The organism is Pseudomonas sp. SDO55104_S430 (assembly GCF_054070595.1).
Window position 1 is genome coordinate 1 of record NZ_JBSVXG010000010.1, and the last position, 21072, is coordinate 21072.

Here is a 21072-nt window from a genome sequence, read left to right on the forward strand (position 1 = left end):
CCAGTCTCCGTAGATGGTGGCTGACACTACGCATTCGCGAGCAAGCCCGCTCCCACAATGAATCGGTGTATGAACTGAAATTCTCTATAGGTACGAAAAATGACACTACCCCAAACCATGACCCACATCGAAATCACCCACCCCGGCGCCCCCGACGTCCTGCAACCGCGCCAGGTACCGGTTCCCACCCCAGAGGCAGGCGAACTGCTGATCCGCGTACACGCAGCCGGAGTCAACCGCCCCGACGTGCTGCAACGCGCCGGCCAGTACCCGATGAAACCCGGCATGAACCCGATTCCCGGGCTGGAAGTGGCCGGTGAAGTGGTGGGCGTCGGTGCCGGTGTCAGCGAGTTCGCTGTCGGCGACCGGGTCTGTGCGCTGACCAACGGCGGCGGCTATGCACAATACAGCGTGGTGCCGGCTAGTCAGGCCCTGCCGATCCCCGAGGGCATGGACTGGCTGCACGCCGCGGCAATTCCGGAAACCTACTTCACCGTCTGGGCCAACCTGTTCGAGATGGGTGGCGCGCGCAAGGGCCAGAGTGCATTGATTCACGGCGGCACCAGCGGCATCGGCACCACCGCGCTGATGCTCTGCCGCGAGTTCGGCATCGAAGCCTTCGCTACCGCAGGCAGCGGGGAAAAATGCGCGGTCGTGCGCGAACTGGGCGCCGAAGCGATCAACTATCGCGAGCAGAATTTTGCCCAGGTCATCGCTGAAAAAACCGCCGGACGCGGGGTCGACGTGGTGCTCGACATCATGGGCGGCTCGTACCTCAACGACAACGTCACGGCCCTGGCGATGGAAGGTCGACTGGTGATGCTGGGCTTCCTCGGTGGCGCGGTGGCCAAGGATGTCAACTTGCTGGCGATCATGGCCAAGCGTGCTTCGGTCACAGGGTCGTTGTTGCGTTCACGGACGAAGGAAGAGAAGGCCGAGATCGCCCGGCAACTGCGTGAACACGTCTGGCCGGTGCTGGCGGCGGGTCGGTGTTTGCCGATGATCGACAAGGTTTACCCGCTGACCGATGTAGCGCTGGCCCATGAGCGGATGGAGGCTGGGGATCATGTGGGCAAGATTGTGCTCAGCGCGACCCACTGACATGCACTGCCCTCTGTAGGAGCGAGCATGCTCGCGATGGTCGTTAACGATAACGCGGGAAACCTGACACCCCGCGGTGCCTTTGCCACCATCGCGAGCATGCTCGCTCCTACAGGGTCCGCGGTTGTATCCGGGAATGGGTGCGCGCAACGAATGCGGATGGTCGAAATTATCCCCATATCCGGCGCACATCTGTTAAAACGCGAACTTCCCGTCCATGCCGGTGCCCGCCCCCATGCCTGCTGCCCTTTTCACCCGTCTGCGCCAACGCTGGCTGCCATTGCTGTGCATGGCCTTGCTGGTCGTCGGCCTGCCGGTGAGTTGCGGCGCACTCAAATACAAAGAGCGCGAACTGCTGTTCCGAATCGAACCGGGCACGGCGGGTTGGTATCGCGGCTTGCCGCAGGATGTTCAGGAATTCGACATCAAACCCGCCAGCTTCAAGGCCGGGCAAAACCTGCATGCCTGGTGGTGGCCTGCCGCCCGTCGCGATGCGCCGTCGATCCTCTATCTGCACGGCGTGCGCTGGAACCTCACCGGTCAGGCGTTCCGCATCGAACAATTGCGCGCCATGGGCTATTCGGTGCTGGCGATCGACTACCGCGGATTCGGCCAGAGCAAGGGCGACCTGCCCTCCGAGGCCAGCGTCTACGAAGACGCCCGGGCCGCCTGGGAGCGCTTCACGCAGATGCAACCGGACGCCAACAAACGCCTTATCTACGGTCACTCTCTGGGTGGCGCCGTGGCCATCGACCTCGCGGCGGATCTGGCCGCGCGGGCGAAAAAAGACAAGACCGCGGTGCCGGTGCGCGGTCTGGTGATCGAATCGACCTTCACTTCATTAGGTGATGCCGTGGCCGAAGTGGCCGGCAACAACCTGCCGGTCAACTGGCTCCCGGTGCGCTGGCTGCTGTCGCAGAAATTCGATTCCATCGACAAGATCACCGACATCGACATGCCGCTGCTGGTGGTCCACGGCCTGGCCGATCCGTTCATGCCGTCGCGTTTCAGCCAGCAGTTGTTCAATGCCGCCAACGAGCCCAAGCGCTTGCTGCTGATCCCCGGCGGCACGCACAACAACAGCATGAGCCTGGGTGGCAGTCAGTATCGCCAGGCGCTCGACAACCTGATGAAAGTCAAACCGCAGATTGCCGGGCCGACGCTGTCACGCAGCGCGCAGGACTCCTGAAAGCTAGCGATAGCCCTGCGCCTGCAAATCAAACAACTGGGCGTAGCGCCCGCCACGGCTGAGCAGGTGCGCATGATCACCGCGCTCGAGAATCGTCCCCTGATCGAGCACGATGATGTGATCGGCATTGCGCACGCTGGAAAACCGATGGGAGATCAGCAGGGTCATGCGTTCGCGGGTATGCCGGCTGAAATGCTCGAACACCGCCGCTTCGGCTGCCGGGTCGAGGGCGGAAGTGGGCTCGTCGAGAATCAGGATGTCGGCATCGCGACGCATATAGGCGCGGGATAACGCGATCTTCTGCCACTGCCCGCCGGACAGCTCCTGCCCACCGGCAAACCATCGTCCCAACTGCGTGGCATAGCCGCGATCCAGCCGCTCGATGAACGACGCGGCCATGCCCTCGGCAGCGGCGTCGTGCCAGCGCTGCTCATCCTGAAAAGCCAGGGTGTCGCCCACGCCGATGTTCTCGCCGACAGTGAACTGGTAGCGAATGTAATCCTGAAAAATCACCCCGATGCGACGCCGCAGTGCATCTTCCTGCCACTCCTGCAAATCACTGCCATCCAGCACGATCCGACCCTGATCGGGACGATAAAGGCGGGTCAACAACTTGATCAGCGTGGTCTTGCCCGAACCGTTCTCGCCCACCAGCGCCAGGCTGCTGCCGGGGGCAAGATGAAAGCTGACGTCTTGCACTGCAGCGCGACTGGCACCCGGATAGCGGAAGCCGACGTTCTCGAAACGCAAACCATCCCCTGGCAGCGCGCCAACAGTCAGTCGCCCGGTGTCGATGACCACGGGTTCGGCAAGGTATTCATAGAGACTCGACAGATACAGGCCGTCTTCATAAAGACCGCTGATGGCACTGAGGCTGCTGCTGACCGCAGACTGCCCCTGCTTGAACAGCACCAGGTACATGGTCATCTGCCCCAGGCTGATATGGCCGTGAATCGCATCGATCACTACCCAGGCATAGGCCAGGTAAAACGCTGCGGTGCCGAGCAGGCCAAGGACAAATCCCCAGCCATCGCGGCGCAGCGTCAGGCGTCGATCCTCGGCATACAGGCGCAGGAAGGTGTCGCGGTAGCGCTTGAGCAACAGCGGCGCGAAGCCGAAAAGCTTGACCTCCTTGATGTAGGCCTCATGGGAGAGCAGCGTCTCGATGTAGGTCTGCTGGCGGCTCTCCGGCGCGCGTCGGGTAAACAGGCGGAAGGCATCGCCGGAGAAACGGGCTTCGGCAAAAAACACAGGTAGCGCGCCGATCACCAGCAGCGCCAGCGCCCACGGCGAAAAATGCACCAGCAACACGCCGAAGCTGATCAACATGATCAGGTTCTGGATCAGCCCCAGCGACTTCATTACCAACGCCAATGGCCGGGTCGAGGCTTCCCGTCGGACACGCACCAGCTTGTCGTAGAACTCGGAATTTTCGAATTGCACCAACGACAATGTCTGGGCCTTTTCCAGAATCATCGTGTTGACCTTCTGTCCCAACTGCACCCGCAACAACGACTGCTGAACCGACAGCGCCCGCTGGCTGGCGGACAGCAAGGCCAGCACGCCCGCCTCCATCAGGACATAACGCAGCACCGGCCACAAAGGCGCACTGCCCTGCTGCGTGTGCAACTGCATGGCGAACACCACGGCGTCAACAATCCGCTGCCCCAGCCAGGCTGCCAACGCCGGCAACATCCCGGCGATCAGGGTGGCCAGCACCAGGCCGAGGAACAGACCGCGGGAAGTGCCCCAGACCAGCAGCAACGCGCGCCTTGCCTGGTCAAACAACGAGGACACGCGCCCCAGGATCGGCTTCACGCCTCAGGCTCCGCCGAAGCCTCGACCCGCTCCTCCTGAAACCGCGCCCGATAACGCCCCGGGCTCTCGCCCGTCCACTTCTTGAACGCCCGATGAAACGCACTCGGCTCCTGAAAGCCCAGGTGCTCGGCGATGTCGCTGATGCTCGCGCGGCTCTGGCGCAGCTGCTCGAACGCCACCGCCCGGCGCACTTCGTCCTTGATCTCCTGATAGGAGCAGCCTTCGCGCTCCAGCTTTCGGCGAAAAGTGCTGGGACTCAGGTGCTGTTCGAGGGCGAAGGCCTGCAGGGTCGGCCAGTCGCTGTAATGGCTTTTGCGCAGGCGCTGATGCACCTGTGACGCCAAGCCATGCTGATTGCGGAAGCGGATCACCAGCCATTGCGGCGCCGTGCGCAGGAACACCTTGAGCGACGCCAGGTCCTGAACCACCGGCAGGCGCAGGAAGTGGCTGGCGAATTCGATCTCGGTTCGCTCGGCGCCGAAGGTCAGGTTCGGGCCCCAGAGCAAGGGGTCGTCGCTCAGGGGCAGGCGCTGGTGGCGGAAGTCGGCGCGGTCGATGGGAATGCGTCGGCCACCCAGCCAGCACAGCAGGCTGATCATCAGCACCAGGAAGGTTTCTTCGCCGAAACGGCTGACGTCATTGTCTGCTGCCTGGCTTTCCAGGCTGATGATCGCGCGCTTGCCGCGCACGGTCAGGGTGCCGCGAAAGTCGCGCAGGAACAGGGCGAAGTTGGCCAGGCACTGACGCATGGCCTTGTGCAGGTCCGGCTCCTGAATCAGGGCGCGGCATATCAGGGCGAACGCGCCCGGCGGCATGCCATGGGAATCGAGCCGGAAGAACTCGTCATTGAATTCGCGGATCTGTATCAGCCACAACGCCGCGAAGGCGTTGGCCGGCACCCGCGCGGTGGGCTGCCCGATCAATGCCGGGTCCACCCCGGCCTCTTCCAGCACGGCCTGCACCCGCTGCGGATCGCGCAGCCCGTGAATCATTGCCTGCACGAAATAGGTGGCCACCGAGTCCTTTTCCCGCATGTAAATGCTTCTCTCCCCAGGGTTGGAAATGGCAAAAAACGCCAGCGCCGTTGAACAGTTTCGGCATAGGACAACCGACCTGCCAGCTCTAGACTCGCGGCAATAGTACGCTTTCGACCGCCACCGCGGCGAAGGTATCGCAGCGGTTAGGACGAAGGACGGCAAGATGAATCTGCAAAACATCGGCGTGATCGGCGCTGGCACCATGGGCAACGGTATTGCGCAAGTCTGTGCGCTGGCCGGTTTCAACGTGACCCTGCTCGACATCTCCGAGAGCGCGCTGCAAAAAGCCGTCGCCACCGTTGGCAAAAACCTCGATCGTCAGGTGACCAAAGAGACCCTGACCCAGGAACAGAAAGCCGCTGCCCTGGACAAGATCCGCACCAGCACCGACTACAGCCAACTGGCCAACGCGCAGCTGGTGATCGAAGCCGCCACCGAAAACCTCGAACTGAAACTGCGCGTGCTGCAACAGATCGCCGCGCAGGTCAGCGCCGACTGCGTGATCGCGTCCAACACGTCGTCGCTGTCGATCACCCAGCTCGCCGCCAGCGTCAGCCAGCCCGAGCGCTTCATCGGCCTGCACTTCTTCAACCCGGTGCCGGTGATGGGCCTGATCGAAGTGATCCGTGGCCTGCAAACCAGCGACGCCACCCACGCCCTGGCGCTGCACATGGCCACCGCCCTGGGCAAGACCGCCATCACCGCCGGCAACCGCCCTGGGTTCGTGGTCAACCGGATTCTGGTGCCGATGATCAACGAAGCGATCCTGGTGTTCCAGGAAGGCCTGGCCAGCGCTGAAGACATCGACGCCGGCATGCGCCTGGGCTGCAACCAGCCCATCGGCCCGCTGGCCCTGGCCGACCTGATCGGCCTAGATACCCTGCTGGCGATCCTGCAAGCCTTCTACGACGGTTTCAACGACAGCAAATACCGTCCGGCGCCGCTGCTCAAGGAAATGGTTGCCGCCGGTTATCTGGGACGCAAAACGGGGCGCGGCTTCCATGCCTATGCCTGAGCGTTGCTCGCGTTTCGCCGAATACCGGGACAAGGTGCTGGAGTTGTTCGCCAGCAAGGGTTTCGGTCAGGTCGGCATGCGTGAGCTCGCCACGTGCCTGGGGCTGTCCCCGGGCTCGTTGTATCACCATTACCCGAGCAAACAGCACCTGCTGCTGGATTTGATCGAAGAGTTCTATGAGGAACTGCTGGCCACCCTCGGCCGAATCGAACAGAAGGCGCCGGCCAAGCGGGACCGGCTCGCCAATCTGATCCGCGCGCACCTGAACCTGCACCGTGAAATGCCCTGCCATTTCCGCCTGGTGGAGCGTGATGGTGGCTGCCTGAACGAAGAGCAGCAGGCGCGGGTTCGGCAGTTGCGCGAGCAGTACGAGCGCCGGCTGCTGAAGATGCTCGTCGCCCGCTCCCGCCTCGAAGAGCCTGGCCTGCTGGCCGCCGGGCATGCGATTGCCGCACTGCTCAACAATGCGCCGAGCTGGATGTCTGATCATTCGCTGGATGAACAGGCGCAGGACGAGTTGCTGGAAAACATGCTCAGCGGCGCCATCGAGCGCGTGCTGGCACCACGACGTGCGTCCGAAACCCTCACCCTGGCAAGACCGTCCCCTATCCTGTAGGAGCGAGCTTGCTCGCGATGGACGCAAGGACACCGCGGGGCATCAGATTTCCAGCGTAATCGTTGACGACCATCGCGAGCATGCTCGCTCCTACAGATCGATGAACCTCATCAACCATCGGGAGCCAAGCCATGAAAATCAATCCCTACCTCATCTTCAACGGCGACTGCAAAGCCGCTTTCACCTTCTACGCCCAAGCCCTCAAGGGCCAGCTCGAAGTCATGATGACCTTCGGCGAATCCCCTGCCGCCGAACACTTCCCCAAGGACCTGCACAACCTGATCATCCACACCCGCCTGTCCGTGGGCGACCAGGCGATCATGGGCTCGGACACCACACCGGACCGCCCCGTCGATGCCATGAGTGCCTGCTCCGTATCGCTGAATGTCGACAGCATCAAAGAGGCGGAACAGGTGTTCTCTGCGCTGGCGGACGGCGGCAACGTGCAAATGCCGCTGGAAGCCACGTTCTGGGCGGCGCGCTTCGGCATGCTGGTGGATCGCTTTGGTGTGTCGTGGATGGTCAATTGCGAGAAGGATCAGTAATTCGCCTGCCGTCGGCTTTTCTGTGGGAGCGAGCCTGCTCGCGAAAAAAGCACGGCCAACGCGTGCATTCAGGCGGCACTCTTGATCGTTGACCTCCATCGCGAGCAGGCTCGCTCCCACAGGCTTTCTGGCAACTCCCCGCTCGTCTGCTAACGTCTACCTTGCAACGTTCGCTCAGCAGCCGTTCGTCCGGAGGAGATCCGCCATGCCCGCACTCGCCCCTGCCGCGTCCTGGTCTGCCCGCGTCAAATTTTCGCTCCTGGCGGGCGGCCTCATCGCCGCGCTGCTTACGCTCAACGGCTGCGCCACCGTCGACGCCCAGACCACCGCCTATGTCGGCGTCGAACATCCGGCACCTACGTTGCCCAGCGAAGTCACCGTACTGCGCTCCGAACCCCTTCGCCCGCACATCCGTCTGGGTGAAGTGCTGATCGACGCCAGCGTCGATCCCGCCCCACCGATTACCGAAGTCGAACAGAAACTGCGCGAGGAAGCCGCCAAGCTGGGCGGTGATGCCGTGGTGGTGGTCTACGACCATATCGGCACCGTCGGCGCCTATGCCAGCGGGCCATTGTGGGCTCGCGACGTGAGAGCTGTGGAAGGACGCAAGCTCAAGGGAATCGTCATCAAATACCGGTTGTAGTCGCTGACAGCTCGGCCCCGACTCTGTCGCATAACCTTTCGTCGTAAATCAAACGAGGGGCGCAATCCGCCGCCAGCTCTGGCTTGCGGCTTGCACAGGCGGGCGTAGCGGCCGCAGAACGACATATTTCTGACACGGCAGCACCTCAAACTAACGCTTAAGGGCACCAGCAACACGCTTGGTCAGTCACCGGAGAAGGAACGTGTCAACTCTCAATGAAATCGCAGCGAACCACGCGAGAATGGCCAAGGCAAAGGAAGAGGAGGCGCTTCGACTGAGCGAGCGACAGCTGCACATCGTGGGCAGCATTGAAATTCCGTCGCTGGAGAATGAACAGAAAGTGCCGCTGCATTTGATCGCCGGGGCGCAGGATGGCCATGGCGGACAGGTGGTCGGGTTTCTGATCTGATTTCCCTGGGCAGGATTTACCGGACTGGAACTGTTCGAAATACACCTTGAGCGTAAACTGAAGAGGTGCGGCACGCATCAATAGTGCTGCACCTGGAGGTGATGCCATGCGCTCAACAATCACCAGCGCCTCGATCGTATTGCTCTCACTGTTCATGCTGCCGCCCGCCAACGCAGTGTCCTCGGTCGAAGTCGACTTCAAGAATCCCGAAAAATACACCGATGCCAGCCTCGACAGCCCGGGCTACGAGCGCGGTGCCGACGCCTACGTCATGAAAGAGCTGCGCAGCTACTTCCAGAAGCTGGGCGAACGCTACCTGCCACCCGACCAGCAACTGCAAATTGAAATACGCAACATCGACCTGGCCGGCCGCTTCGAGCCTTGGCGCCCGTATGCCTATGAAGTGCGCTTCATGCGCGAAATCACCTGGCCGAGCATCGACTTGCACTACGTGCTCAAACAAAATGGCCAGATCGTGAGCCAGGAAGACGCCCGGGTCCTTGATCAGAACTACCTGCAACGTCCGGGTCGGGCCAGCAGGAGCGACCGCCTCTATTCAGAGAAAGCCATGCTCTCGGACTGGTTCCAGAGAGAGTTCAAGGGACAACATCAGGTTGGGGTGAATTGAAAAGTCGCGCGACCGGGATCATCTCCCCTTCGCGCCAAAGAAGTGGTTCAGCAGTATCAGTTCAATAACCGCCACGATAACGCAAAGCACGACAAAGCCGGTGCTGAAAACGCGCTTGCGCCCGGAAGAACCACCGTCCCCCAGCCACATCGCGCCGCTGTACCAGATGAACAACGCGCCGCCCACGAGAACGGTGTAGTACCAAAACTTGCTCCAGAATCCCTGGTGTCGCCATTGGGTCATTTGTTGTCTTCCTTGATCCGTTTTACTTGAGCGTTGCGCACAGCCCGCCAGCTTGTCGTCAGTTTGCGCAAAGCACAATGGTCGATCAGGTCAGGCTGCTGCTCGACATCAAGCCCTCGGTCAGCAAAGACACCAGAGGTTGCACCAGGTGCTGAGTGCGGGCCTCGTCGCCGATGACCGCGACTTCGGTGGTAGGCAGGGTCGGCAACTTCTCCGAAGGCTCAATGATCCGCATGCCTTCCTGCAGGAACGACGTACCAAGCGCAGTGATCCCAAGCCCTCCCGCGACCGCCGCCTGCACGCCGATCAGATTGCTGGCAAGACAGGCCGAAGACCATTCGCGCCGCACCGACGCCATCGCCTCGATCATTATCGCGCGGTAAGCGCACGGTGGACGCATCATCACCAGGCGCACGGGACGAGACGGCTCGATTTCATAGTCTTTTGCGCAGATCCATACCAGTGGCTCACGCCAGATCACCCGGCCGCGTTGCGCGGTCGCGCTTTTCTTGCGTTTGGCAATCACCACATCAAGCTGCCCGGCTTCGTAATCGGCCAACAGATCGTTGCTCAGCCCCGTGGTGAGCTCCAGTTGCAGATCGGGATACAGCTTCGTGAAGCGCGAAAGCAACTTCGGCAACTGTGTCGGCACCAGATTTTCGGAGATCCCCAGACGCAGAAGATTCACCGCCGCAGGCTCCCGGATATCGCGAAGGAAATCGTCGAAGTGCACCATCATCTTGCGCGCCCCGACCAACAGGCGCTCACCGTCCGGCGTGAGGGTCAGCACCCGGCTGGTACGTTCAAAAACCTTCAGCCCCAAAACCTCTTCAAGCCGGATGATTTTCTGGCTCACCGCCGATTGCGACCGCGCAATGACATCCGCCGCCGCAGTAAAACTGCCCGTTTCCGCCACGGCAATGAACGCGCGCAGCAAATCGATCTCGACATCACCTGCTTGCATGATTAATTCGCCAAACTACTGAATGCGACTAAATCTATGTGCTTCAGCTCTTGATGGCAAATACCGAATATCGTGCAATTTCAGCGTTTGAGCTTGCGCTTGTTGCGGTACTGATCGATGACCACCGCGACCACGATGATCAAGCCCTTGATGATGTCCTGAATGTACGCGTCGACCCCGACGAAGGTGAACCCGCTGGCCATCACGCCAAGGATCAGGGCGCCGATGACCGTGCCGGTGATGCGCCCTACTCCGCCCGCCAGGCTGGTGCCGCCGATGACGGCTGCGGCGATCGCATCCAGTTCGTACGACATGCCCATCCCTGCCTGACCTGTCGCCGCGCGGGCCGATGCCACCACGCCCGCCAGCCCCGCCAGCAACCCGGCGATGCTGTAGACGATGACCAGATGGCGCTTGACGTTGATCCCCGAGGTACGCGCCGCCTGCATGTTGCCGCCGATGGCGTAGGTGTATTTGCCGTACTTGGTGTAGCGCAGGGCGATGTGGAAGATCACCGCCACCACCAGGAAAATGATCACCGGCATCGCGCCGTGACCGATGGCCGTGTACGGCTCCGACAGCATGCTGATCGGCTGGCCTTCGGTGTAGTAGCGCGCCAGGCCCCGGGCCGAGACCATCATGCCCAGGGTGGCAATGAATGGCGGGATCCCGGTAATGGCGATGATGCTGCCGTTGATCGCGCCCGCCAGCAGCCCGACGCCCAGACCTGCGATCACGGGAATCCACACGGGCAGATCGGTCAGCGAGGGAAACACCGCCCGGGCGAAATCCGAGGTCTGCGCCAGACTGGCGGCGATCATCGCCGACAGCGCCAGCACCGAGCCCGACGACAGGTCGATGCCGGTGGTGATGATCACTTGGGTCACGCCAATCGCCAGCAGGCCGATGATCGACACTTGCAGGATCATCAGAACCAGTCGCTGGGAGTTCATCAGGAAGCTCTGATCCCGCACGATCCAGCCGAACAATTCGAAGACCAGGCCAATGCCGATCAGCACCAGGAAAATGCTCAGCTCGGTCGGAAAGCGCCGCCGGCTCTTGGCTGCTGCCGTTGTCGGTTTGTTTTCCAGTATCGCGTTCATAAGCCCTCACCCTTCTATCGCGTCATCGACCGTGGCCAGGCCACCGCCGCATCCATTAGTGAACCGCGGACATGCCCGATGCCAATTGCATCACGCGTTCCTGAGTCGCTTCGCTGCGGTCCAAAGTGCCCATCAGATCGCCCTCGTGCATGACCATCACCCGGTCACTCATGCCGAGTACTTCCGGCAGCTCCGAGGAAATCATGATCACCGCCATACCTTCACTGGCGAGACAGGAAATCAGCCGGTAGATCTCGGCCTTGGCGCCGACGTCGATCCCCCGGGTAGGCTCATCGAGAATCAGGATTCGCGGGTTGGTCATCAGCCAGCGCGCCAGCAAGGCTTTCTGCTGATTACCACCGGACAGGGTGTCGATGCACTGCTCCAGAGACGGAGTCTTGACCCGCAGCTTTTTGCACATGTCTTCGCACAATGCGCGCAAGGCTTTCTGCTGGATGAACCCGTGACCGGCGTAGTGCGGCAGCACCGCCATTTCCATGTTTTCCAGCACCGAGAGACAGGGAAAGAGGCCACTGAGTTTGCGATCTTCGGTCAACAGAGCGAAGCCCTTCTCGATTGCCATATGCGGATCGCTGATGCGCACCACCTCGCCATCCAGACGAATCTCGCCACCGTCACTTGGGGTCACGCCGAAAATCGCTTCGGCGACGTTGGTCCGCCCCGATCCCATCAACCCGGCGATACCGAGGATTTCGCCAACGTGCAGGTCGAAAGAAACCTCCTTGAAAATGCCATCGAGCCTGAGATCGCGCACCGACAGCAGCAGCTCGCCAATCGGTTTTTCGCGCTCTGGAAAGAGCTGGCTCAACTCACGGCCGACCATCATCGAGATCAGGCTGTCGCTGTCCATGCTGTCGGCCCGTTGCAAACCGATGTAGGCGCCGTCGCGAAACACCGCCACTTCATCGGCGATGGCAAACACCTCGTTCATTTTGTGGGTGATGTAGATGATGCCTTTACCCTGATTCTTCAGGTCGGCAATGATCGAAAACAGATGCGCGACTTCCTTGTCGGTGATGGCGGAGGTCGGTTCGTCCATGATCAGGATGTCGGAGTCATAGGACACGGCCTTGGCGATCTCGACCATCTGCCGTTCGGCGATGCTCAGATTGCCGACTTGCTCCTCCGGATCGAGATTGATCCGCAGACGCTCCAGCAGTTTCGCCGTGCAGCGGTGCATTTCCCGGTGGTCGATCATGTGCAAGCCATTGAGCTGCTCGCGACCGATCCAGATGTTTTCGGCGATGCTCATGTGCGGCATCAGGTTGAGCTCCTGGTGGATCATCGCGATCCCGGCCTGCAGCGCCGCGAGCGGTGTTTCGAATACCACCGGCTGGCCCCGCAGGCGCAGCTCGCCGGCGTCCGGCTGGTAGATGCCGGCAATGATTTTCATCAGGGTGGACTTGCCGGCACCATTCTCGCCCATGAGTGCCAGCACTGAACCGGGACGGACCCGCAGCTGCACGTCGGACAACGCCACCACACCGGGAAATCCTTTACTGACGTTGATGATTTCGAGCAGATATGGCTCTTCGGCAGTGTTTGCAGCGGGCTGGGCAGCGTTCAAAGGGGTGCTCGAAACGGTCGCTGAAGCGAACATGATCAGGTACTCCATCGGCAAGGCGGCAATCGCCGCCCTGCCTGCTCATTGTTGTTATTGAACGGACGGGCTATTTGAACTGATCGACGTTCTGCGGAGTGATCAGGCGAAACGGCACCCAGACCGCCGGCTCTACCGGCTCGTTCTTCGCCATTCTCACGGCAGTATCGATCGAACCATCGGCCTGGCCCTGGGCGTCCTGGAACACCGAGGCCGCCAGGGAACCCTTCTTCACGGCACTCAAACCGTCTGGCGTGCCGTCAACACCGGCAATCAACACACTGCCTTTTTCAACGCCGGCCTGCTGCAAGGCCATGGCGGCGCCGATGGCCATCTCGTCGTTATTGGAGACGATTGCGTCGAACTTGCGGCCCTGGGTCAACCAGTCGTTGACCAGGGTCATGCCTTTGTCGCGCAGCCAGGTGCCGCTCTGCTCCTGCTCGATCCTGATGTCCGGATACTTGGCCAGTACTTCCTTGACGCCCTTGGTGCGGTTAGTCGTGGAGTTGTTCGCAAGGTCCCCCAGCAGAATCACGATTTCGCCCTTGCCACCCATCTTGTCGGCCAGGTACTGCATCTGCATTTCACCGGCTTCCAGGTCGTTGGAGGCGACCGTCACCACGCCTTTTGGCAGGTTCAGGTCATCGGGGCGACGGTTGACGTAGACCAGGGGAATGCCGGCCTTCACCGCGGCTTCGGTGATTTTTTTGGTGGCGGCGGTATCCACCGGGTTGACCACGATGGCATCGACTTTCTGGCTGATAAAGCTTTCGACCTGGCTCAGTTGCTTGACCACGTCGCTGCGGGCGTCTTCGAACTGCAGCTTGACGCCATCGGGGTAGGACTTGGCTTTCTTGTCCATGGATTCGCGCAGATAGGTGAGCCAGGTGTCATCGAATTGGGACATGCTGACGCCGATCTTCATATCGGCCAGGGCAACGCCGCTGGCGAACATCAGCGACAGGGCAAGGGAGGCAAAACGGATCTTGGTCTTCATGAAAAGTCTTTCTCCACATTCTTGTTGGTTTTATGGATGAGGCGTGACGATTTCAGTAAGCGGACAAGCTGGAGGAGCGGTAAACAGGTGTGTATGGATTTTCTGGAAATGACTGTATTGGAAAATTTTTTCCATATCAATCGGTTTTAGAATTTTATTCTGATTTTGTTCCGTGGCTCGCAAACGGGCTCAATCGCACCACTTGCTGTTGTTCGAAACTCAGTCGCGCGGCGTCTAGCACGCGGGTGGTCGCCAGGGCGTCACGAGGATCCACGGGCAGCGGACCAGCGCCTTGCAACGCACGTTGCAGCTGCAGATAGAACTGATTCCAACCACCTCGCTCGGACGGCACCCGTTCGCGTTCTTCGCCATGCTCGAACCAGCCCCAGCGCCGATGCTCCTCCACGCCCCAACGTTCGCCTTCGGTTTGCGGCGAAAGCCCGGCCAGCGCCAACGCCTCTTGCCCATCCAGACCCTCGACGCTGTAGCAGCCTTGAGTGCCAGTCACGCGAAAGCGCGGGCCGGGAGTGTTTTGCAGGCAGTTGCCGGTCAGATGCGAGATCACGCCACTGGCATGGGTCAGTGACACAAAGAAGCCGTTATCGAATGCCTGGCTCGGGTCCCGGTTATCAAGTTCGGCGTATACCTGAGCCACCGGACCGAACAGCAGCAAGGCCTGATCCACCAGATGACTGCCGAGATCGCGCAAGTAACCGCCGCCACTGGCGTCGTTCACCGCCTGGGGAGCGTAACGCTCGATCCGCGACTCGAAACGCCTGACCTGACCGAGCGCGCCCGACTCGATGAGTTTGCGCACCGTCAGGAAGTCCGAGTCCCAGCGTCGATTCTGATAAACGCTAAGCAACACGCCCTGGCGCTCGGCCATGGTGATCAGGGTCTGCGCCTGTTGCGCATCGGCCGCGAACGGCTTGTCGCTGACCACGGCGACACCATGCTCGATGCCGTCGAGCACCAGCGCCGGACGCCCCTTGAGTGGCGTGGACACCACCAGCACATCGATGCCAGCCTCCACCAACTGGCCGATGCTGTCGAAAGCCGGCACACCTGGATGGTCAGTCGCCAACAATTGTCGGCGCAGCGCTGAACGGGTGACGACGCCCACGAAAATCGCCGTCGGCAAGCTGCTGATCAAGGGCGCATGAAAGAACCGACCGCCATGGCCGTAACCGACGAGTCCGATACGCATGAATCAACTCCTTTTCAGGTGAGCCGTGGCCGAGCCTTGGAAGCAGGATTACCCGCGAAGAGCCAGGCACATTCAGCATCAGTGCGACTGGCCGGACGCCTTCGCGGGCAAGCCTCGCTCCTACGGGAAATCGGTGTCAGTTGTAGAAGCTCGGGCGATCAGGGAGGGCAACCTTGACGATCGCTGCGCTGGTCTGCGCCTCGATGCATGCATCGGCGGCCACCGCGGCGGCGAAGCCATCCCAGGCCGACGGCCCACCAATCCGCCCGGCGCGAACTCCGTCGATGAACGCTTGCAACTCGACGTCATAGGCGGCGATGAAGCGATCCTTCCAGTCCATCAGGATGGCGTTGGACAGCTTCGCCCCGCTGCGCATTTGCACCTGGGAAGGTTCCGGCAGTTTGGCAATGCCGGTCTCCCCCACCACCTCGCATTGGATGTCGTAGCCATATTGGCAATTGACGAAAACCTCGACGTCGATTCGGGTGCCCTTGACGGTTTCCAGCAGCACGATCTGCGGGTCTTTCAAATGTGCGAGGGCCTTGCTGCTCTTGCGCGGGAACACCACTTGCACCGACACGTAATCGTCATCAAGCAACCAACGCAACACATCCAGTTCATGGATCAGCGTGTCGGTGATCGCCATGTCGGTCTTGTAGTGCTCGCCCACCGTGGGATTGCGGTGCGCACAGTGCAGCATCAGCGGTTCGCCGATCTGGCCGCTGTCGATCACCGATTTCAACGCACGATAGCCTTCATCGTACGGACGCATGAAACCGACCTGTACCAGCCGCTTGCCGTGGGCCACTTCCGCTTCGACGATCTTGCGGCAACCTTCGGCGGTGACGGCCAGCGGTTTCTCGCAGAACACCGGCTTGCCCGCGGCAATCGCTGCCAACACGAATTCTTCGTGGCTAGGGCCCCAGGAAGTGACGAGGATCGCATCGACCTCCGGCGCCTTGATCAGCGCATGGCCGTCGGGATAGACCTCGGCCGTCAGCTTCAGATCGGCTACGACCTTGGTCGCCTGCTGCAGATTGATGTCGGTGACAGCCACGACCTGGCTGTTGAGCAGTGTCTGGCTGCAACGACGGATGTGATCCTGACCGATGGCGCCGGTGCCGATGACGCCTAACCGTAAAGGACTGGAAAGCAGTGACATGTGAGAACTCCTTATTGTTCGATTCAAAGCAATCAGTACTGACGGGCCTTGGCCAGTCGTTCGTTAATGGTTTGCGCCACTGCATTGGTGCGAGCGCTGGTGGACACCTGGGCCACGCCGACCCGCCACCACGACAGATACCCGTGGATCATGGTCTTGGGCAGCACCTTGATGTCGATCAGCGTCGACACCGCCTGCAAACGCGCATCGGTCAACGCAGCCTGCAGCTCTTCAACGGTGGTCACCTTGTAGGTCTTGCAGCCATAGGCCGCAGCGCTCATGGCGAAATCCACCGGCACGAAATCACCGTCGAGCTTGCCGGTCTGCGAGTTGCGGAAACGGAACTCGGTGCCGAAGCTGTCCATGCCGTTGCCCATCTGCAGGTTGTTGATGCAGCCGAACGCGATGTTGTCGAACAGCACCACATTGATCTTGCGTCGCTCCTGAATCGAGGTCGCCAGCTCCGAGTGCAGCATCATGTAGGAGCCATCGCCCACCAGCGCATAGACTTCGCGCTCGGGTTCGGCGAGCTTCACGCCCAGTGCGGCGTTGATCTCATAGCCCATGCACGAATAGCCGTACTCGACGTGGTAGGTGTTCACGCCCTTGCTGCGCCAGCTGCGCTGCAAGTCACCCGGCAGGCTGCCGGCGGCGGCGACGATCACCGCGTCATCGGCGAGGCCGTCATTGAGCACACCCAGCACGCGGCTCTGGGTCAGGCAGGAGCCGGTCAGCTCAATGAACTCACGCAGCACCGCCGGGTCCATGTGGTCGTTGATTTCCGGCTCGAAATCCCGGGTCTGGTATTCGATCCGGTTCAGGCGATGCACTTCCTCGTCCAGCCGGGCTTTGGCCAGTCGCGGTTGATCGCCCCATTCGGAGCGGAAGTCGCCCAGCGCTTTGGCCAGCGCCAGCAAACCGGTTCTGGCGTCCGCCAGCAGTTGCACGCCGTCGAGCTTCAGGGCGTCGCACGGGCAGATGTTGAGGTTGAGAAATTGCACATCCGGGTGCTGGAACAATGATTTCGATGAGGTGGTGAAGTCGCTGTAGCGGGTGCCGATACCGATGATCAGATCTGCCTCCGCGGCCAGCAGGTTCGCCGCCAGGCAACCGGTTTCGCCGATGCCGCCCACGTTCAGCGGATGGCTGGAAACCACCGCACTCTTGCCGGCCTGGGTTTCGGCGAAAGGAATATCGAAGCGCTCGGCGAAGGCCTGCAATGCGCTGTTGGCGCCGGAATACCTGACCCCGCCACCGCAGATGATCAGCGGTTTGCGCTTGCCTTTGAACAGCGCCAGCGCATCCCCCAGCATCGCTTCGGTGGCTGGACGGCGTTCGATGCGGTGCACACGTTTTTGCAGGAAATAATCGGGATAGTCGTATGCCTCGCCTTGCACGTCTTGTGGCAGGGCCAGCGTCACCGCGCCGGTTTGCGCCGGGTCCGTGAGCACGCGCATCGCGTGGATCGCCGCTGTCATCAACTGCTCGGGACGGTTGATGCGATCCCAGTATTTACTGACGGCCTTGAAGGCGTCGTTGGTGCTGATGCTCAGGTCGTGGAACTGCTCGATCTGTTGCAGCACCGGGTCCGGCTGACGGCAGGCGTAGACATCGCCAGGCAGCAACAGCAACGGAATGCGGTTGGCGGTCGCGGTGGCGGCAGCGGTCAGCATGTTCGCCGCGCCGGGCCCCACTGACGCCGTACAGGCGTAGATTTTGCGCCGCAGGTGCTGCTTGGCGAAACCGATCGCCGCGTGGGCCATGCCTTGCTCATTGCGACCCTGATGGACGATCAGGTCGCCGCTGTCCTGCTCCAGAGCCTGCCCCAGTCCCAGCACGTTGCCGTGACCGAAGATGGCGAAGACCCCTGCGACGAACTTGCTCTGCACGCCATCGACTTCGATGTACTGGTTGTCGAGGAATTTCACCAGGGCCTGGGCCATGGTCAGTCTTGTTGTGGTCATGATTCGTTCCTTCAATACGGCCAGAAATCCTGTGGGAGCGCGCCTGCTCGCAATTGCGGTCTGTCAGGCGATCGCGCTGTTGAATGTGCCGCCGTCTTCGCGAGCAGGCTCACTCCCACAGTCGGGTGTCAGTTCAGGGATTTCTGCAGATGGTCCATGCTCGCGCCGATGGCCCGCTCTATATCCGCCAGGCCGTGGATGCTGTCGGCGAATGGCTCGAACGACAGGTAGCCGCCGTAACCGCTGGCGAGCAGGGTTTCGATCTGTGCCGCGTTGCCGAGGATGTCGCCCTCGCCTACAAGCACCCGGTGGCCATCACGAATGCTCGTCAAGGGTGCCTGGGCATCCTCGACACCAGAGATGTGCACCAGCCCGGTCAGCTCGGGGAAAAATTCCTGCTCCCCGGACAGGTGATGATGGAAGGTGTCATGCACCAGACGAAACACATCCTGAGCGCCGATGGCCTTGATCGCTTCCACCGCCGGGTGCTTGCGACGCAGCGAACACTCTTCGAAACCCAGAGGCTCGATAAACCCGAGAATCCCGTGATCGCGCAGGATCGGCGCCAGCTCCGTCAACGCTGTGTACAGGTCTGCGGCACGCTCTGCTTCATTGCGTGAATCGCCACGATCATTGAGTGGGCACATCACCAGCCCCCGGGCACCGCAATCGCGTGCGTAGGCGGCGAGTTTCAGGGCTTGCAGGCGACGCTCGGCATTCCACACATCAAAGGGATAAAGCGCGTTGATCGACAGTACGCAAATGCCTCTGGCTGCGCACAATTCGCGCACTTGCTCAGGCGTGGTGCCGTCCTCGATCTCGACACCTTCGAGGTCGTTACGGATCTCGATCGCGTCCGCCTTGAGGGTCGCCGCCAGTTCGATGAACGCCGGCAATGACAGGCGCGGGGCGACCATCCGGTTCAAGGCGAAACGCAGGGGTTTGCTCATTATTGTGGTTCTCCGCCAGACGTTGAGGTTCAGAGATCGAGCAGCCAGCTGTGCTGCGGATCGTTGTGGAACTGCCAGACGCGTTTGGGTCCCGCCATTACATTCAGGTAATAAGACTCGTAGCCATAAGGCACGCTGACCGGGTGATAGCCCTTGGGCACGACCACCAGATCGTTGTTCTCCACGGCCATGGCCTGATCGATGCTGCGGTCATCGGTGTAGACCCGCTGGAACACGAAGCCCTGCGGCGGGTTGATCTGGTGGTAGTAGGTTTCTTCGAGAAAGCTCTGGTGCGGCAGATCGTCGGTATCGTGTTTGTGCGGCGGATAGCTCGACGAGTGCCCAGAGGGGGTACGTACTTCCACCACCAGCAGCGAATGGGCGGGTTCGCTGTCGGGCAGAATGTCGCAGACGTAACGGGTGTTCGCCCCTTTGCCGCGCACGCTGCGTTTCATGGTCTCGGGTTTGATCAGGCGCGGCCCGAGCTGAGTTGTGGCGCTACCCGGAGCGGCGCATACGGCGATCTGCACATCACTCAAGGCCACCACCTGCGCCTGAGTACCGGGTGGCAAATAGGCGGCGAAAGGTGATTTGTCTTCGAACACCGACTGACGATCGCCGATGTTGTCCCAGGCAAACGCGCCCTGCTCCGGCGCTTCACCCTTGATGTTGACCCTTCCGCTGAGCAGCACCAGGCACAATTCCTGATCACCTGCACTGACCGGCAGCGTCTCGCCGAGGCTCAATCGGTAAGCGGCGAAACCGACGTATTCCAACTGACCTTCGCCCAACTCGACCTGGGTCCGACCGCGGGCATTGCTTTTCACCAGCAGACTCATGGCGCGACCCTCTCGTCGAGCAACGCACGCAAAGTGTCGTAGCCTTTTTTCGCGTAGACATAACTCGGCGCCACCGCCGGGTCCTGCTCGGCTTCGACCACCAGCCAGCCGTGATAATCGGCGTCCAGCAACACATCGAGCAGTGCGCGAAAGTCGATATCTCCATCGCCCGGAACGGTGAAGGTGCCGTTGATGATGCAGTCCGGGAAGCTCCACAGGTTGTTGCGCGCCAACTGCACCACGGGTTTGCGCACATCCTTGAAATGCACGTGGCAGATTCGCCCGATGTGTTTGCGCAACACCTGCAAGGGTTCACCGCCGCCCATGTAGCAATGGCCCGAATCGAACAGCAGGCCGACTTCGCTGCCGGTCAACGCCATCAGAGTGTCGATGTCCGCCGGCGATTCGACGTAAGCGCCCATGTGGTGGTGATAGGCAAGGCGCACGCCTTGGGACAGGGTGAAACGCGCCAGTTCAGTGAGCTTGTCGGCGTATTCCTGCCACGCCTGTTCGGTGTGAAACCGCGGGCGCTCGACCAGTGGAATACGCTGGCCCTGGATGGAGTCGGCAACCTCACCGTACACCAGCACACTGGCGCCGTTCTTCGCCAGCAACTCGACATGACTGCCGATGGCGTCGATTTCCTCGGCCACGGAACGGCGAGCCAGGCGGCTGGAGTACCAGCCCGATACCAGCGCCAGGTCATAGGGACGCAACACATCGCCCACGCCCTTGGCATCCTTGGGAAACTTGCCGTTGAGTTCGAAACCTTCGTAACCGATCTCCTTGCCTTCGCTCAGCGCGGTGCTCAGCGGCGTCTCGCCACCGAGGGACGGCAGGTCGTCATTGCTCCAGGAGATCGGGTTGATGCCAATTCGGATTGCGGGCATGGCTGTACCTTTTATTGTTTTTCCAGCACCTTGAAACGTGACATGGACCCTTGTGGGAGCGAGCCTGCTCGCGATCAGGCCTAAGAGGCCGCCAAGAGCATCGCGAGCAGGCTCGCTCCCACAGGATCAGT

At 61.2% G+C, this 21072-nt stretch carries 21 protein-coding genes; 8 read left to right on the top strand and 13 right to left on the bottom strand.

Going from position 1 to position 21072, the window contains the following annotated elements:
- Positions 1-99 precede the first annotated feature (99 nt).
- Entirely contained in the window at positions 100-1101 is a 1002-nt protein-coding gene (locus ACW9JE_RS03220) for an NAD(P)H-quinone oxidoreductase (protein ID WP_457431892.1), read from the top strand.
- A 235-nt stretch (positions 1102-1336) separates the two neighbouring features.
- Positions 1337-2290 (top strand): alpha/beta hydrolase, encoded by a 954-nt coding sequence (locus ACW9JE_RS03225; RefSeq protein WP_457431893.1) that lies wholly within the window; start codon positions 1337-1339, stop codon positions 2288-2290.
- A 3-nt stretch (positions 2291-2293) separates the two neighbouring features.
- Here ACW9JE_RS03225 and ACW9JE_RS03230 read toward each other — a convergent pair whose 3' ends face one another.
- Both ACW9JE_RS03230 and ACW9JE_RS03235 read right to left on the bottom strand, forming a co-directional pair.
- Complete coding sequence (locus ACW9JE_RS03230; RefSeq protein WP_457431894.1) at positions 2294-4108, bottom strand: ABC transporter ATP-binding protein; 1815 nt, start codon at positions 4106-4108, stop codon at positions 2294-2296.
- Positions 4105-5142 carry an AraC family transcriptional regulator ligand-binding domain-containing protein gene (locus ACW9JE_RS03235; RefSeq protein ID WP_457431895.1) on the bottom strand — a complete coding sequence of 346 codons (1038 nt, stop codon included), beginning with the start codon at positions 5140-5142 and terminating at the stop codon, positions 4105-4107. The genes ACW9JE_RS03230 and ACW9JE_RS03235 overlap by 4 nt, the downstream gene beginning before the upstream one ends.
- Before the next feature lie 166 nt (positions 5143-5308).
- Between ACW9JE_RS03235 and ACW9JE_RS03240 the strand changes: the two genes are divergently transcribed.
- The 6 genes from ACW9JE_RS03240 (at position 5309) to ACW9JE_RS03265 (ending at position 9001) form a co-directional block, all read left to right on the top strand.
- On the top strand, positions 5309-6160 hold the full coding sequence (locus ACW9JE_RS03240) for a 3-hydroxybutyryl-CoA dehydrogenase (protein WP_457431896.1): 852 nt from the start codon (positions 5309-5311) through the stop codon (positions 6158-6160).
- Positions 6147-6776, top strand: a complete 630-nt coding sequence (locus tag ACW9JE_RS03245) for a TetR/AcrR family transcriptional regulator (RefSeq protein ID WP_224539682.1) — start codon at positions 6147-6149, stop codon at positions 6774-6776. The genes ACW9JE_RS03240 and ACW9JE_RS03245 overlap by 14 nt, the downstream gene beginning before the upstream one ends.
- Before the next feature lie 131 nt (positions 6777-6907).
- On the top strand, positions 6908-7321 hold the full coding sequence (locus ACW9JE_RS03250) for a VOC family protein (RefSeq protein WP_224539684.1): 414 nt from the start codon (positions 6908-6910) through the stop codon (positions 7319-7321).
- 205 nt (positions 7322-7526) lie between these two features.
- Positions 7527-7964, top strand: a complete 438-nt coding sequence (locus ACW9JE_RS03255; protein ID WP_224539686.1) for a hypothetical protein — start codon at positions 7527-7529, stop codon at positions 7962-7964.
- 202 nt (positions 7965-8166) lie between these two features.
- A complete protein-coding gene (locus ACW9JE_RS03260) occupies positions 8167-8373 on the top strand; it encodes a hypothetical protein (RefSeq protein WP_224539689.1) in 207 nt (68 codons plus the stop codon).
- 106 nt (positions 8374-8479) lie between these two features.
- Positions 8480-9001, top strand: a complete 522-nt coding sequence (locus ACW9JE_RS03265) for a DUF3016 domain-containing protein (RefSeq protein ID WP_224539691.1) — start codon at positions 8480-8482, stop codon at positions 8999-9001.
- A gap of 18 nt (positions 9002-9019) precedes the next feature.
- Here the strand turns inward: ACW9JE_RS03265 and ACW9JE_RS03270 are convergent, their stop codons facing one another.
- From ACW9JE_RS03270 to iolE, 11 genes are all read right to left on the bottom strand, one after another.
- The gene (locus ACW9JE_RS03270; protein WP_224539693.1) at positions 9020-9244 is read right to left on the bottom strand and encodes a hypothetical protein; all 225 of its coding nucleotides are present in this window, start codon (positions 9242-9244) and stop codon (positions 9020-9022) included.
- Positions 9245-9329: 85 nt separating this feature from the next.
- A complete protein-coding gene (locus ACW9JE_RS03275; protein ID WP_457431897.1) occupies positions 9330-10181 on the bottom strand; it encodes a LysR substrate-binding domain-containing protein in 852 nt (283 codons plus the stop codon).
- 107 nt (positions 10182-10288) lie between these two features.
- On the bottom strand, positions 10289-11311 hold the full coding sequence (locus ACW9JE_RS03280) for an ABC transporter permease (protein ID WP_224539696.1): 1023 nt from the start codon (positions 11309-11311) through the stop codon (positions 10289-10291).
- A gap of 55 nt (positions 11312-11366) precedes the next feature.
- Positions 11367-12932 carry a sugar ABC transporter ATP-binding protein gene (locus ACW9JE_RS03285; protein WP_457431898.1) on the bottom strand — a complete coding sequence of 522 codons (1566 nt, stop codon included), beginning with the start codon at positions 12930-12932 and terminating at the stop codon, positions 11367-11369.
- 70 nt (positions 12933-13002) lie between these two features.
- Positions 13003-13929, bottom strand: a complete 927-nt coding sequence (locus ACW9JE_RS03290; protein ID WP_224539700.1) for a sugar ABC transporter substrate-binding protein — start codon at positions 13927-13929, stop codon at positions 13003-13005.
- Between the two features lie 154 nt (positions 13930-14083).
- Positions 14084-15136 (bottom strand): Gfo/Idh/MocA family protein, encoded by a 1053-nt coding sequence (locus tag ACW9JE_RS03295; protein WP_457431899.1) that lies wholly within the window; start codon positions 15134-15136, stop codon positions 14084-14086.
- 136 nt (positions 15137-15272) lie between these two features.
- On the bottom strand, positions 15273-16298 hold the full coding sequence (locus tag ACW9JE_RS03300; RefSeq protein WP_224539705.1) for a Gfo/Idh/MocA family protein: 1026 nt from the start codon (positions 16296-16298) through the stop codon (positions 15273-15275).
- A gap of 32 nt (positions 16299-16330) precedes the next feature.
- A complete protein-coding gene (gene iolD / locus ACW9JE_RS03305) occupies positions 16331-18262 on the bottom strand; it encodes a 3D-(3,5/4)-trihydroxycyclohexane-1,2-dione acylhydrolase (decyclizing) (RefSeq protein ID WP_457431900.1) in 1932 nt (643 codons plus the stop codon).
- 128 nt (positions 18263-18390) lie between these two features.
- Positions 18391-19212: a TIM barrel protein gene (locus ACW9JE_RS03310; RefSeq protein ID WP_224539708.1), complete on the bottom strand. Its 822-nt coding sequence runs from the start codon at positions 19210-19212 to the stop codon at positions 18391-18393.
- 29 nt (positions 19213-19241) lie between these two features.
- Complete coding sequence (iolB, locus tag ACW9JE_RS03315; RefSeq protein ID WP_224539710.1) at positions 19242-20051, bottom strand: 5-deoxy-glucuronate isomerase; 810 nt, start codon at positions 20049-20051, stop codon at positions 19242-19244.
- A complete protein-coding gene (iolE, locus tag ACW9JE_RS03320) occupies positions 20048-20941 on the bottom strand; it encodes a myo-inosose-2 dehydratase (protein WP_224539712.1) in 894 nt (297 codons plus the stop codon). The genes iolB and iolE overlap by 4 nt, the downstream gene beginning before the upstream one ends.
- Positions 20942-21072 lie beyond the last annotated feature (131 nt).

What these genes read in the sequence shown, in the direction of transcription:
- ACW9JE_RS03220 (WP_457431892.1), top strand. Translation starts at nt 100, where the DNA reads ATGACACTACCCCAAACCATGACCCACATCGAAATCACCCACCCCGGC.
- ACW9JE_RS03225 (WP_457431893.1), top strand. Translation starts at nt 1,337, where the DNA reads ATGCCTGCTGCCCTTTTCACCCGTCTGCGCCAACGCTGGCTGCCATTG.
- ACW9JE_RS03235 (WP_457431895.1), bottom strand. Translation starts at nt 5,142, where the DNA reads ATGCGGGAAAAGGACTCGGTGGCCACCTATTTCGTGCAGGCAATGATT.
- ACW9JE_RS03240 (WP_457431896.1), top strand. Translation starts at nt 5,309, where the DNA reads ATGAATCTGCAAAACATCGGCGTGATCGGCGCTGGCACCATGGGCAAC.
- ACW9JE_RS03245 (WP_224539682.1), top strand. Translation starts at nt 6,147, where the DNA reads ATGCCTATGCCTGAGCGTTGCTCGCGTTTCGCCGAATACCGGGACAAG.
- ACW9JE_RS03250 (WP_224539684.1), top strand. Translation starts at nt 6,908, where the DNA reads ATGAAAATCAATCCCTACCTCATCTTCAACGGCGACTGCAAAGCCGCT.
- ACW9JE_RS03255 (WP_224539686.1), top strand. Translation starts at nt 7,527, where the DNA reads ATGCCCGCACTCGCCCCTGCCGCGTCCTGGTCTGCCCGCGTCAAATTT.
- ACW9JE_RS03265 (WP_224539691.1), top strand. Translation starts at nt 8,480, where the DNA reads ATGCGCTCAACAATCACCAGCGCCTCGATCGTATTGCTCTCACTGTTC.
- ACW9JE_RS03270 (WP_224539693.1), bottom strand. Translation starts at nt 9,244, where the DNA reads ATGACCCAATGGCGACACCAGGGATTCTGGAGCAAGTTTTGGTACTAC.
- ACW9JE_RS03280 (WP_224539696.1), bottom strand. Translation starts at nt 11,311, where the DNA reads ATGAACGCGATACTGGAAAACAAACCGACAACGGCAGCAGCCAAGAGC.
- ACW9JE_RS03285 (WP_457431898.1), bottom strand. Translation starts at nt 12,932, where the DNA reads ATGTTCGCTTCAGCGACCGTTTCGAGCACCCCTTTGAACGCTGCCCAG.
- ACW9JE_RS03290 (WP_224539700.1), bottom strand. Translation starts at nt 13,929, where the DNA reads ATGAAGACCAAGATCCGTTTTGCCTCCCTTGCCCTGTCGCTGATGTTC.
- ACW9JE_RS03295 (WP_457431899.1), bottom strand. Translation starts at nt 15,136, where the DNA reads ATGCGTATCGGACTCGTCGGTTACGGCCATGGCGGTCGGTTCTTTCAT.
- ACW9JE_RS03300 (WP_224539705.1), bottom strand. Translation starts at nt 16,298, where the DNA reads ATGTCACTGCTTTCCAGTCCTTTACGGTTAGGCGTCATCGGCACCGGC.
- iolD (WP_457431900.1), bottom strand. Translation starts at nt 18,262, where the DNA reads ATGACCACAACAAGACTGACCATGGCCCAGGCCCTGGTGAAATTCCTC.
- ACW9JE_RS03310 (WP_224539708.1), bottom strand. Translation starts at nt 19,212, where the DNA reads ATGAGCAAACCCCTGCGTTTCGCCTTGAACCGGATGGTCGCCCCGCGC.
- iolB (WP_224539710.1), bottom strand. Translation starts at nt 20,051, where the DNA reads ATGAGTCTGCTGGTGAAAAGCAATGCCCGCGGTCGGACCCAGGTCGAG.
- iolE (WP_224539712.1), bottom strand. Translation starts at nt 20,941, where the DNA reads ATGCCCGCAATCCGAATTGGCATCAACCCGATCTCCTGGAGCAATGAC.